The sequence below is a fragment of the Pseudarthrobacter scleromae genome (genome assembly GCF_014644515.1).
GTDB lineage: Bacteria > Actinomycetota > Actinomycetes > Actinomycetales > Micrococcaceae > Arthrobacter > Arthrobacter scleromae.
On the sequence record NZ_BMKV01000002.1, the window covers coordinates 262,120 to 274,645 of the forward strand.

Genomic DNA, 12,526 nt, shown 5'->3' on the forward strand with positions numbered 1-12,526 from the left:
TGGTCCTTATTCAACGTGGATGTTGTATTTGTCCGCGAGCAGTCCCGTGACATAGGACCGGACGGAGCTGCTGACGGTGTAGGCCTCGCGGACCCGTTCGGCCACGCCGGAATCGGCCACCAGGGGATAGCCGCCGAGTACTTTAGCGGCCTTCTCCTGGAATGCCGGGTCCGTGCCGAGCTTTTCGCTGGACTCGCGCAGCAGCTGGTACGCCTTCTCAGGTGTCTCTTGCGGAACCCAGAGCCCTTTTTGGTAGGTGTAGGTGAGTCCAAGCAGGGTCTTGTAGGCCTCGTACTTTTCACCTGAGGGCTTTGATCCGTGCAGCGTCTCGTAAGCTTCTGCAACCGTGGGAACGTCCGGAAAGTTCGGGTCGCGGACTACTTCCCCGGCCTCGTCCAGCTGGCCGAACGACATCAGGACAACGGCTTTGCCTTCCTTGGCGATGCCTTCGACCGCCGAGCCGTAGGCCGACGTCGTCTGGTAGTCCAGATCGATCTCCCCGCGCTGGAGGGCCAGGTTGACGGGTCCGCGGCCTTCGAAGCCGAAGGTGCTGGTGACGTCCGCCTCGAGCAGGTCGAAAGCCACCAAGGTGGTGATGTCCAGGCCCGTGGCGCTGATGCCGCCGAATTCCAGCGGGGTGTCCCTGTTGATCAGGTCCTGCAGGCCGGCCACCCCGGCTTCAGCCCGGGCGTAGATGACGCCGCCGGTTCCATTGACGACGACGGGCTTCAGGTCTTCGAACGAGTACTTCACCGCTGAGCGGCCCAGCACCCAGGGCACAACCGTCGATGCGGTGCCCACCAGGATCTCAGTCCCGTCAGTCTTGGCGGAGCGGGCGAACCGGTTGGTCCCCAGGATGCCCTCACCGCCGGCTTCATTCACGGGGGCAAAGCCGGGGCGGCCGGCCACGTAGTTGGTGAGCTCTGTGCCGATGAAGCGCGCCCACGTGTCCGTGCCACCGCCTGATGCCAGCGGAATGAGGAATTCGAGGGTCTCGCCGCTGAAATCGCCGTCTTCGGTGCTGGAGGGCGGGTTCAGCAGGCTTCCGCCCAGGACGGTGGTGGCAGTTCCCAGCAGTGCGAAGGCTCCTACTGCGGCAAGAATCGTGCGCCGGGAGTGCTTCGGGGGATCTGGCAGCTCTGTCTGTTGGGTCTGCTCTGCAGGGTCGGCAGCGCCGTCCGGGGAGGTTCCGGGCGGCTCCAAGGATGACTTATTGCTCGTCATTGAGGAATCCTTTGGGGTTGGTGCCTTCCTTCCATGAAACACCAGTCCGGTGCAGCTGGGCGGGGAGGCTGTTGGGGGGTTACCAGGTCTGTGGAAGCAGCAGTTCCGCGTCAGCGATGCGGCGGGCGCTGCGAAGGGTGCCGACGACGGGGACGCCGTCACGTACTTCCGCCCATGTCTGGACGATGCCGGCCGGTGTCCGCATGGTCAGGCCTGAGGAGGAATCTGTGGCGAGCAGGTCCCGGACCACCGTGCCCTCATGCTGCGCGGCCATGGTCAGGGCCACGCTTCCGGTGATCGCGAGGGCGGGGTGCAGTCTGCCCATGGACAGCATTCGGACAACAAGGTCAGCCTCGTCGTCAGGGGATGCCGTGGCCACGATCGCCAGCTTGGGGATGGCCCGCTCAGCCTCGGCCCGGCTCGCGGCAAGACCCATGCGGACGGCCGCGTCCCTGCGCACGTCATCGAGGTGCACCAGCAATGCCGCCTGGCTGTCGATGTCCGCCGCGGTTTCGTGGCCCGTGAGCCCGATGGACGCTGCGTCGAGGATGATCAGCGGTGCCCCGGCATCAATGAGCGTGGCGGGAATCTGCCGGCCGTCGAAGGTCACCTTGTCCAGGGGCTCGCCGGTGGGAAACAGCTTCCCGGTGGTGCGCCCTGCAGGGTCAAGGAAACCCATGCCCACCGGAAGTCCGGGGAAAGGAACTCCCGGGATCAGCTGGGTCCCGGGATCCTGGAGTGCGCCACCGGGGGTGGGGACTTTCTGCAGGATGAGCTGATCGGTGTTGGTGTTCAGCGTCCTGACCGAGGTGCTTTCCTGGCCGGGCTCCACCCAGCCGCGCTCTATGGCGTACGGGGCCACCACTGCCGAGCAGTTGCCGCAGTTGCTTCCCCAGTCCACTTTCTGTTCGTCAATGGCCACCTGGGCGAATGTGTAGTCGACGTCGGCGTCCTCACCGAGGGAGCGGGACAGGATGACGGCCTTGCTTGTCGTGGACGTCCCGCCGCCCACTCCGTCCACCTGGCGGTGGTCGGGGCTGCCAAAGAGGCGGAGGAGAACTTCGTCCACGCTCTTTCCGGGGACCTGGAGGTTGTCCCATTCGAAGACCCAGCACTTGCTGGTTCCGCCCCGCATCCACACTGCTGGGATCTTAAACATGATTGCCCTTCACATCTTTTGGGCCCGTCTTTGGGCCATCACGCCGTATCGGCATTCACCAGTGTGATCCGAGCCTCGTATGAATTTCAAACGCCAGATTGTGCACCACTATGCACTTTTTATTCAATCAAAAGACCTTTTGGAGCGTCTTTTCCCGGCTTCCTGCGGGCGGTTGGCGCGCACCACGTCAGCAGGGGCGCCACATTCCGCTGTGCATGAAGTATTGAATTACAATAGTGGGGGGTATGTAATAAACGCTTCAATCGGAAGGCCGCCATGTTGAACGTCCGCAGGCTCGAACTGCTGCTTGATGTTGTTGAACTAGGGTCAATCACCGCTGCGGCGGAGAAGCACGTGTACTCGCCTTCCGGGGTGTCCCAGCAGCTCCGGCGCCTGGAAGCCGAAATCGGTCAGCCCCTTCTGCAGAGGCAGACCCGCGGCATGGTCCCCACGGATGCCGGACATGTCCTGGCCGCACACACCCGCCGCATCCTCCGGCAGATGGCAGCGGCCGAGGCGGATCTTGCGGAAATCGCCGGCCTTAATCGGGGCAGCCTCACCATGGGAACCTTTCCCACCCTGGGAGGTTCCTTCCTCCCCGTCGTCATCAGCAAGTTCAAGAAGGAGTACCCGGCCATCGAGCTGCACGTCCGTAGCAGCAGGTTCGAGGACCTGATTGAGATGCTGGAGAACGGCCAGGTGGGAATGTCCCTGCTGTGGGACTACGAATGGAACCGGATGAATTCGGAGGACTTTGCGCTGACTACGGTGTTCGAAGACTCAACAGCGTTGATCGTCGGCAAGGACCACCGCCTGGCCCGCCGGAAGCAGGTGGACATGGCGGACCTGGCGGACGAGGAGTGGATTGTCCGCGGCCAGGAACACCCCGTAGTGGAGGTCCTGCAGCGCAGTGCCAGCGCTGCAGGATTTACGCCGCGGATCGCCTTCCATGCCAATGACTACCAGGAAGCCCAGGCCATGGTGAGTGTTGGCCTGGGCATCGCGCTGGCGCCCCGCACCGCCGTCGTCAATAAACACCCCGGCGTGAGCATCGTTTCGCTCGGCGCGTCGGCCCCGTCCCGGCGGGTCCTGCTGGCACACCGTCATGACAGGGTCCGTGCTGCTGCCGAAATTGCCTTCCAGACGACCCTCCTGGAGGTTGCAAAGGACGCGACGGCCGACTTCCGGTGAAGGCGTGCGGGGCGCGGGCGCGACGAAGATCGTCCATATAGTTGCGTTTTTCTGCCATGGAAAGCCGGGATTTTTGTTCATAGTGTGAAGAGGTGACGGACGCTAACGACCTCAAGAGCCAGATTCATTTGCCCGATGCGCCGCCGGACCAACGGGCTGTCCTGGAGGCTGGCGGCGTTGCCTGCTGGAGCGAGCCGGTGTCCATCGATACCTATGCGCCCGGCGTGCCGGACCGGTACCCGATGTTCCTGGACCGCCGCGTGTACCAGGGGTCCAGCGGCAAGGTCTACCCGATGCCGTTCATTGACAGCATCGCCGGCTCGAAGGAACCCCGGCTCTGGCAGGCGATCCACCTGGAGAACGAATATCTCCGGATCATGCTGCTGCCGGAGATCGGAGGACGCATCCACATCGGCTTCGACAAGACTGCCGGGTACGACTTCTTTTACCGGAACAACGTGATCAAGCCCGGCCTGGTGGGCCTGGCAGGGCCCTGGATCTCAGGTGGCGTGGAATTCAACTGGCCCCAGCACCACCGCCCGGCAACGTTCCTTCCCGTGCAAACATCCATCGAGCGCGGCGCTGATGGGGCCGTGGTGGTGTGGCACAGCGACCTCGATCCGCTGCAGCGGATGCGGGGGACCCACGGGGTCCGGCTCCGCCCGGGCAGTTCGCTGATCGAGGTGGAGGCGCGGCTCTACAACTGCACGGATCTGCCGCAGACCTTCCTCTGGTGGGCGAACGCCGCGGCCCGCGTCCACGACAAATACCAGTCGTTCTTCCCGGCCGATGTCCGCTACGTGGCGGACCATGCCCGCCGGGCCATCACGGCTTTCCCCCGCGCGGACCGCCCCTATTACGGCGTGGACTACCCCGCCCTGGCAGGGGAGGGCAGCCCGGAAGCGGACCGCATTGATTTCTACGCCAACATTCCCGTCCCCACCTCCTACATGGTCACCGACACTAAGGACAGCTTCTTCGGCGGCTACGACCATGAGGCGGGTGCCGGGTTCGTCCACTGGGCGGACCGCGGCATTTCCCCGGGCAAGAAGCAGTGGGCGTGGGGCAACGGTCCGGTGGGCAGGGCTTGGGACGCGCACTTAACGGACGACGACGGCCCTTACGTTGAGCTGATGTCGGGCGTCTTCACGGACAACCAGCCCGACTTCAGCTACCTCGCCCCCGGGGAGACCCGCACCTTCAGCGAGTTCTGGTATCCGATCCGCAGGATGGGCCCGGCGCACCAGGCGAACCTCGACGCCGCCGTCTCACTCGAGTTGGACGACGCCGGACGCAACGCCGCAGTGGGGGTCTCCAGCACGGCGGACCGGGCCAATGCCACGGTGGTGCTTCAACACCGCGGGCAGGCCGTCCGGTCCTGGAATGCCCGGATCTCCCCGGCCCACCCCTTCGCGGAAGTGTGTGAGCTTGACGGCCGGGCGGAGGCCGCCGACCTCACGGTCCGGGTCCTTGACGGGGGAGCGGAGCTGTTGGCATGGTCCCCGGCCCGGCCCGGTGATGCCCCGTCCGGCGATGCCCCGTCCTGTGATGCCCTGTCCGGCGATGTCCGGGAGGAGCCGTGGGTGGCCACCGAGCCCGGTCGTCCGGCGGAGATCGAAAGCCAGGACGAGCTCTACGTCACCGCCACACACTTGGCCCAGAACCGGCACCCCACCAGATCGCCCCTGCCCTATTTCGAGGAGATGCTCCGGCGGGACCCCATGGATTCGGGCGCATCGATCGCACTGGGTGCAGCGAGATACGCCACCGGCCAGTACACGGAAGCGCGGAGGCTGCTGGAGAACGCATTGGCCCGGCTGACCCGCCGCAACCTGAATCCGCCCAGCGGTGAGGCCAGCTACCGGCTCGGCCTGGTGCTGGAGCGTACCGGGCAACCGGAGAAAGCCGCCGAACATTTTGCGAAGGCCGCCTGGGACAGGGCCTGGGCGCATCCGGCCCGCCTCGCGCTGGCGCGCCTGGCCCTCCGGTCGGGGAAGCCGGCCGAAGCCCTCCGGCAGGCCGAAGCGGCGCTGGGCCTGGACCCGGCCAGCCCTGCGGCCAAGCACCTGCTCCACCTTGCACTGGGCCAGGCGGGGCGCCTGGATGAGGCCGCCCGCCAGCTCCAGCACATCCGCAGCGCCGACCCACTGGATCCTGTGGCCCTGGCCCTGGACGGCGCCCTGGACGTTTCGGACCCCAAGACCTCCCTGACCGTGGCATGCTGGCTGGCCGGCGCGGGCCAGTGGCAGCGTGCCCTGGACCTGACGGAGGAGCCTGCCCGGTCCGGCAACAAGGGGTTCGGCAACCCGGAACCCCTCCGCCGCTACCTCCGGGCCTGCTGGCTGGACGAGCTGCTGGACCCGGAAGCGGCATCGCGGGAACGCGCTGCTGCCCGGCGGAGCGACACCACCTATGCCTTCCCCCATGGGTTGGACCACTATGACGCGTTGCAGCGCGCCCTCCAGGCTTATCCCAAAGACGCGGTGGCACACGGGCTGCTGGGATGCTGGCTGCTGGACAGCGGCCGAACCCCGGAAGCGCTTGCCCATCTGCAGGCCTCCATGGCCAGCGGATCGGAGGACCCCGTGGTGTGGCGGAACGCCGCGATCGCCCACATCAACACCGGCGGGGACGCGGCAGCAGCGGACTCCTTCTTTGGGCAGGCCCTGAAGCTCAGTCCGGATGATGCCCGGCTGGTGTTCGAGCGTGCCGTCCTGGCCGGCCTCCGGGGTGCGCCAGTCCAGGAGCGCCTCGACGCCATTGAACGGCACGGCCCCGCCGTCCTCCACCGCGACGACCTGACCCTCCTCTATGCCAACCTGCTGGTTGACGCCGGCCGGGCGGACGAAGCCCTGGGTATCATGACCACCCGCAACTTCCAGCCGTTCGAGGGAGGCGAAGGACTGGCCCTGGCGGCCTATGACCGCGCCTCCGTGGAGGTTGCACGCGCGCTCACGGAGCAGAGTCCGACGGCGGCCGTCGACCTGTTGCGGAAGGGCATGGAGGCGCCCGCGAACCTGGGCGAAGGGCGGCACCCTGCCGGGAGCCTGGCCGGACGGCTGGTGGCGCTGGGGGACGCCCTCAGCCGGGCAGGGGACGCTGAAGCGGCAGCCGAGGCATGGAACCACGCCTGCCGGGAAGGCTCCCCGCTTGCCGCCGGCCCCGCTCCGGCAAAACCCGCCGACTACTGGAAAGGCGTCGCCTGCAGCAGGCTGGGCAGGCGCGCTGACGCCGAACGGATCTGGCAACAACTCGACGCCCGGGCCAAGGAACTGGAAACCGCTCCCGCAGTGCCCGACTACTTTGCAACATCCCTGCCCGAGCTCCTGCTGTTCACCACTGACGCGGCCGGCGCCCGCCTCGAAGCAGCTGCACTCCTGCGCACGCTGGCCGCAGAAGGCCGCTCCCACCTCAAAGAAAAGGCAAACTCTTGACCGACGCACCGAGATACCTCGGCTCCGGAACCGTGGATCGCGACACTGACGCCGCATCCCTGACGGGCGCACCGCCGTCGCACCTTCCTTCCCGGCTGACCATCACCCTCTGGGACTTCTCCTGGTACACGCGGGCCGAAGATGGCGGCCCGTACGCCAGCCTGGATGCTGCCTGCGCGAAGGCTGCGCAGCTGGGGTACAACACCCTCCGCATCTGCGCTGCGCCGCTGCTCCTCTTCGGTGCCCTCGGCCTCGACGATCTGGCCGCTGACCTGGAGATCGAGGGGCTCGGAACGGCGCCGGACGGCGGCTTCTACGGCCGCGGCACGCGCTGGTACGACGCGCCCGGCGGCTACCGGCTCAACCTGCGGGAGCGGCTGCTGGAGCTTTTCGACGCCGCAGCCCGCCATGGCCTGGTGGTGATCCCCGCCAGCTGGGAGTACCAGCAGTCGCCGGCCTTTGCCCGTTCCCCGCGGTGGTTCGAGGCGATCGACGCCGTCCCGCTGCAGGACAGGTACCGGGTCCTCGCGGACTCCTGGGACCGGCTCATCGGCGCGCTGACAACGGCGGGCCACCGGGACCGGATCGCCATGGTGGAGCTGCATAACGAGGTGGACTTCTCCATTCTGCCCGCGCTCGCGGAGGGCGGCACCAAGGAGCTGCAGCGCCTGCGGGAACTCCACCCTGACCTTCTGGTGACCGCGAGCTATGGCAAGCCCCCGCACCTGGCCATGCACACAGTCCCGGACGGGCTGGGAGCAGCGCAGTTCCACGTCTACAGCTACGGCGTGCTGGACGCCCTCCAGCAGGAGATCGATATCAGGTCCGAGGGCGCCGCCGGCTTCCCCAACCCTGCCTTTCCCAACCCTGCCCTGGCCGCCCTGCTGCGGCCCGGAGCACCCTCGGCGGCAGACTACGGGCGGCTGGCCGAGTGGAAATACCGGGCAACGGTGGTCACAGACCAGATGTTCTACGGGTACGACTGGATCGATCCGGACGCGTGGGACGCCTGGCTGTACAACGGGTATGGCGAGTACAGGGAGGTCATGCGGCGGGAGATCGAGTCGCGTGTCATCGCCATCGCCGCCTGGGCGCGCTGGAAGGACGTCCCGGCCGTCGTGGGTGAAGGCTGGATCGGCTACACGCCCCTCCATGGGACGTTCGAGGAAGGCCCTGTGGGGCGGGACCTCGCCGAGCGCGGCATCAGTGCGGCGCTGGACCACGGTGTCTGGGGGATGGTCCTCTGTTCCAATGCCGCCCCGCACCACCCCCTGTGGGCCGACGAAGCGTGGCAACTCAGGATGAACCGCCGCATCCTTACCGCCCCCACAAGTTGAAGGAACTGTCCATGCCAACCGAACACGTCACCCTTGGGATGCCCAACACCAGCAAGCCCGGCGCCGGGATGCTTAGCGCCGCGCACCGGCCGCATGAACTGGCACTGCAGTTCCCGCCCATGAGCAACACAGATGACCGTCACAAGAGGTGGCGGCTCACCAGCCAGTACATGGAACACGACGGCGTCCCTGCAGTGCCGGTCTCCGGGGAGCTGCACTACAGCCGCCTGCCCCGGTCCCGCTGGGAAGAGCGCTTGCGGCTGATGAAGGCCGGCGGCATCACCGTGGTGGCGTGCTACATCTTCTGGATCCATCACGAGCCGGCCGAGGGCGAGGCGCGCTTTGACGGCAACCTGGACGTGGCTGCGTTCGTCCGGCTCTGCACTGACGTTGGCCTGGACGTGGTCCTGCGCCTGGGCCCCTGGTGCCACGGCGAGGTCCGCAACGGCGGCTTCCCGGACTGGGTGCAGGCCGCGCCGGTGGCGCACCGGACCAATGACCCCGCCTACTTGGCCATGGTGGAGCGCTGGTTCAACTGCATCGGCATGGAACTGGACGGCCTCACCGGCCCGGACAGCAACGTCATTGGCATCCAGCTGGAAAATGAGCTGTACAACCAGCCCCGGCACATCACCGAGCTCAAGAAACTGGCCAGGGCAGCAGGGCTGGGCGCACCGATCTGGACGGCAACGGCGTGGGGTGCAGCCGACATCCCGGAGGACGACGTCATGCCGGTCTTCGGTGGCTACGGGGACGGCTTTTGGGTCGATGCCGACGCCCCGTGGGACCCCACCTTCCGGGAGCATTACTTCTTCAGCCATGAGTGGGATGACCCGGGGATCGGTGCGGACCTGCGTGAACACTTCTCGGGTAGCGGCGCGGCACCGTCCCGTTCCCCGTCCACGCTGTATCCGCCGGCAACGTGCGAACTCACCGGCGGCATGGCAACGGCCTACCAGCGGCGGCCGTGGCCCAGCGGAAAGGATGTTGCGGCGGTAGCCAACAACAAGATCGGCAGTGGCTCCGCGTGGCAGGGCTATTACATGTTCACCGGCGGAACGAATCCGCCAGGCGGGCTGCAGGAATCCCAGGCAACCGGCTACCCCAACGATCTTCCGGTGTTTGACTACGACTTCCACGCGCCCATTGGTGCGGCCGGAAGGCTGGCGCCCAGCTTCGCAGAGCTGCGGAAGCAGCACGCCTTCCTGGGGGCGTTCGGTGCCCGGCTCGCGCCGATGCCGTCCACCTTGCCGGATGACCTTCCCGCAAGCATTGATGACGCGGCCACGCTCCGCTGGGCCATGCGCTCGGACGGCCGGTCCGGCTTCCTGTTCATCACCTGGCACCAGCCGCACATCCCGCTGCCGGACTGTCCGGGAGCCCAGTTCAGGCTCCTCCTGGACGGGGAAACACTCATTTTTCCGCGCGGGGGCCTCACCATTCCTGCCGGAACCATCACGCGCTGGCCCGTTAATCTGGAAATGGCAGGTGTCCGCCTTCGATGGGCAACGGCGTCGGCCTTCACACTGCTGGACCCGGATGGTGCGCCCACGCTGGTCCTCGCTGCCGAGGCAGGAATAGTGCCGCAGCTGTGCCTGCCGGAAGGAACCGTTCTGGACGGTCCGGCAACCGCGCTGGATGGGGGCGTGTACGCCGTTGACGGCGGCGGTCCGGTCACGTTGACGGCGAGCTCGGACGCCGGCTCGTTGGCCATTCTTGTCCTGCCCTCCCATCTGGACAGCCAGGCGTGGGCTTTGGAAACACCGCAGGGGCGGCAGCTGGTCCTGTCCGCAGACCCGCTCTGGGTTGGTGCGGATGGCCGCCTGGCCGGTAGGTCGCAGGGAGAACCCGCCGTTCGGCGCTACTCCACCGCGACCGGCCTGTTCGAGGACGTGCGGACAGGCACCTTGAAGCCTGAACCCTTTCGCCGGACGCTGCCTGCCGAGCGGATCCGCGCCGCGAAGCCCGTCCCGGAGTCCTTCGGCTCCCTGGCGGGCCGCGCTGCCGCGCCCGCGGAGGCGGACATTGACGAGCTGGCAGCTGTTTATGCGGTGGACGTGGCGGGGGCGGACCTGTCCGGGGACCATACGGAACTGGAGGTTTCCTGGGCCGGGGATGTCGCCCGCCTGGTGGTTGACGGGACCGTAGTGGGGGACAGGTTCTGGGATGGTTCTCCATGGATCATCGAAACCAACGACGCCGGGATACGCCCGGGCTCGGACGTCCGGTTCCAGATCCTGCCGCTCGCCAAGGATGCCCAGGTGGGGCTGCCGGCCGAGGCGCAGTGCCGGCGGGATGCGGTTGCCGGTGACCTGGTTTCGCTGGACAGAGTGGAGCTCCTCCAGTGGACCGGGTGGACGGAGGACCCCGCCTGAGCTGCCGCTTTGTGCCATAGCATGGACACTTCGTGGCGGAAGGAGTGCGGGGTGGAGCGGGCAACGGGCTTCCCCAACCAGCGCCTGGTGGTTGTTCCCCGGCCCCTGGTCCGGGAGGCTCTGGAGCGTCCCATCACACGACGGCTGGTGGTCACGGACGCCGGCGTCTTTCCGGCCGCCGGGGAGCATGGACGGTACCGTCCCCAGGGCGCGGAGGAAACCATCGTCATCCTCTGTGTCGCGGGAGCGGGGTGGGTGGAAACCGGCGGTGCGCGGTACGACGTCGGCAAGGCAACCGCCGTCGTACTTCCCGGCAACACCGGTGAAGCTCATGCGTACGGTGCCTCTGCTGAGGACCCCTGGACCATCTGGTGGTGCCACGTCCGTGGCTCCGATGTTGCCGAACTCGTTGAAGAATCAGGGGTGAGCGCCGGCCGGCCCATCATTCCGCTCGTGGCGGTGGACCGGCTGACCGCCATGCTGGACGAGATCATCACTGCCCTGGAGCAGGACCAGTCGCCGGCCCGCCTGGTGGCCACGGCCGGGATGGCCTGGAAGCTGCTGGCTACCTTGGCGGTGGACCGCCGTCTCCCGGAAAAGGGGACGCCGCTGCAGCAGGCCATGAAATTCCTCGAGGACCGGGTGGACGGCGCCATCCGGATACCGGACCTGGCCAGGGTGGTGGGTGTTTCGCCGTCGCACTTGAGCAAGCTGTTCCGGGAGGCGACGGGCGGGGGCGTGCTGGCCCATCACACAGCTTTGAAGATGGCCCGGGCCCGGCTCCTGCTCGACACAACAGACCTGACGATTGCGGAGGTGGGCCGGGAGATCGGGCTGGCAGACCAGTTCTACTTCTCGCGCCAGTTCCGCCGGCTGCACGGGGTAAGCCCCAGCGCGTACCGGGCGGAACGGAAGGGCTGAGACTGTGGGGAGTGGCTTCCTGTGCCTCTCCGCGAGGCTGCCCGGGCCTGCTGTCTTCACCGACGTGTGGCTCGAGGCCGGTTGAAGTGGGTGTCAGGTTGAGGCCTGAGGCCCTCCCCAAGGTATGTCTGGAATGCCTGAAATGGATCCCAATCTGACGCTTTTGTCGGGCAAACCTGACGTCAGGTTGGGGTGTGCCCTAACGCACTAACCCTGACAATCAGTCGGGGTGAGTCATCTTCTCCGGGCTTATTCGGTGATTGTGGGTTTCCAATGGAGTGCGGGCGGTTCGTTCTGACCAGATCACGACGGAATCAGGATCAGGGAGAGGATTCCGCCGGCCCTGGGGTTAGTCTGCGTCGTACGTGTTGGCGATGTAGACGTCGCAGGGCGCGTTGTGAGCCACGCTGTTGGCCACGCTGCCTAGAACCCTCCCGATGCCGTGCATTCTGCGGTTGCCCACGACGATTACGCGGGCTTCTTTGCGAATAGCTTCCCTAATGATTGCGTCTGCCGGGCGGCCGGAGGCTGCAGAGTATGTGATTCTGATGTCCCCGCCCAAGGTGTCTGCCACGGTCCTGGCGACATGTTCGGCCTTGTCAGCATCTGACACAAGCCACTTGTCACTGCCGCTGCCGAACCGCTCGGTACGGTCTCCATCGAAAGCTGAGACCACGTGAAGAGTCGCGCCGAGTGCTGCGGCCAGGTCCCTAGCAGCCTCCGCTGCTTTTCTCGCCGTTGGGCTTCCATCAACCCCTACGACAACAGTTCCAGTCATGCGCGTGCTCCTTTGCTTTGTTCCCACGGCGGTGATGAGGCCTACCGTACATGGCTTCAACGGCCTCGGCCCATCAGGAAAGTCTCATTGCATTGTGAAAATCTTTT

General features: G+C 66.5%; 8 protein-coding genes. 5 read left to right on the forward strand and 3 right to left on the reverse strand.

Features of this window, described 5'->3' with window-relative positions; translation table 11 throughout:
* Window positions 1-6: 6 nt before the first annotated feature.
* On the reverse strand, window positions 7-1,224 hold the full coding sequence (locus IEX33_RS06125) for a Bug family tripartite tricarboxylate transporter substrate binding protein (RefSeq protein WP_188728584.1): 1,218 nt from the start codon (window positions 1,222-1,224) through the stop codon (window positions 7-9).
* A 79-nt stretch (window positions 1,225-1,303) separates the two neighbouring features.
* Complete coding sequence (locus IEX33_RS06130; protein WP_188728586.1) at window positions 1,304-2,383, reverse strand: PrpF domain-containing protein; 1,080 nt, start codon at window positions 2,381-2,383, stop codon at window positions 1,304-1,306.
* Between the two features lie 276 nt (window positions 2,384-2,659).
* On the opposite strand from IEX33_RS06130, the gene IEX33_RS06135 reads away from it, so the two are divergent.
* From IEX33_RS06135 to IEX33_RS06155, 5 genes are all read left to right on the forward strand, one after another.
* Window positions 2,660-3,574: a LysR family transcriptional regulator gene (locus tag IEX33_RS06135; protein ID WP_188728588.1), complete on the forward strand. Its 915-nt coding sequence runs from the start codon at window positions 2,660-2,662 to the stop codon at window positions 3,572-3,574.
* 92 nt (window positions 3,575-3,666) lie between these two features.
* Window positions 3,667-7,008, forward strand: a complete 3,342-nt coding sequence (locus IEX33_RS06140; protein WP_188728590.1) for a DUF5107 domain-containing protein — start codon at window positions 3,667-3,669, stop codon at window positions 7,006-7,008.
* Complete coding sequence (locus IEX33_RS06145) at window positions 7,005-8,345, forward strand: cellulase-like family protein (RefSeq protein WP_188728592.1); 1,341 nt, start codon at window positions 7,005-7,007, stop codon at window positions 8,343-8,345. The genes IEX33_RS06140 and IEX33_RS06145 overlap by 4 nt, the downstream gene beginning before the upstream one ends.
* 11 nt (window positions 8,346-8,356) lie before the next feature.
* Window positions 8,357-10,720: a beta-galactosidase gene (locus IEX33_RS06150; RefSeq protein WP_229675257.1), complete on the forward strand. Its 2,364-nt coding sequence runs from the start codon at window positions 8,357-8,359 to the stop codon at window positions 10,718-10,720.
* A gap of 51 nt (window positions 10,721-10,771) precedes the next feature.
* Window positions 10,772-11,641 (forward strand): AraC family transcriptional regulator, encoded by an 870-nt coding sequence (locus IEX33_RS06155; protein ID WP_188728593.1) that lies wholly within the window; start codon window positions 10,772-10,774, stop codon window positions 11,639-11,641.
* 349 nt (window positions 11,642-11,990) lie between these two features.
* Here IEX33_RS06155 and IEX33_RS06160 read toward each other — a convergent pair whose 3' ends face one another.
* Window positions 11,991-12,419 carry a universal stress protein gene (locus IEX33_RS06160; protein WP_188728595.1) on the reverse strand — a complete coding sequence of 143 codons (429 nt, stop codon included), beginning with the start codon at window positions 12,417-12,419 and terminating at the stop codon, window positions 11,991-11,993.
* Window positions 12,420-12,526: the final 107 nt, after the last annotated feature.

Bases quoted from the DNA above. Each gene is read 5' to 3' on its own strand.
- IEX33_RS06150 (WP_229675257.1), top strand. From the start codon at position 8,357: ATGCCAACCGAACACGTCACCCTTGGGATGCCCAACACCAGCAAGCCC.
- IEX33_RS06160 (WP_188728595.1), bottom strand. From the start codon at position 12,419: ATGACTGGAACTGTTGTCGTAGGGGTTGATGGAAGCCCAACGGCGAGA.
- IEX33_RS06125 (WP_188728584.1), bottom strand. From the start codon at position 1,224: ATGACGAGCAATAAGTCATCCTTGGAGCCGCCCGGAACCTCCCCGGAC.
- IEX33_RS06135 (WP_188728588.1), top strand. From the start codon at position 2,660: ATGTTGAACGTCCGCAGGCTCGAACTGCTGCTTGATGTTGTTGAACTA.
- IEX33_RS06130 (WP_188728586.1), bottom strand. From the start codon at position 2,383: ATGTTTAAGATCCCAGCAGTGTGGATGCGGGGCGGAACCAGCAAGTGC.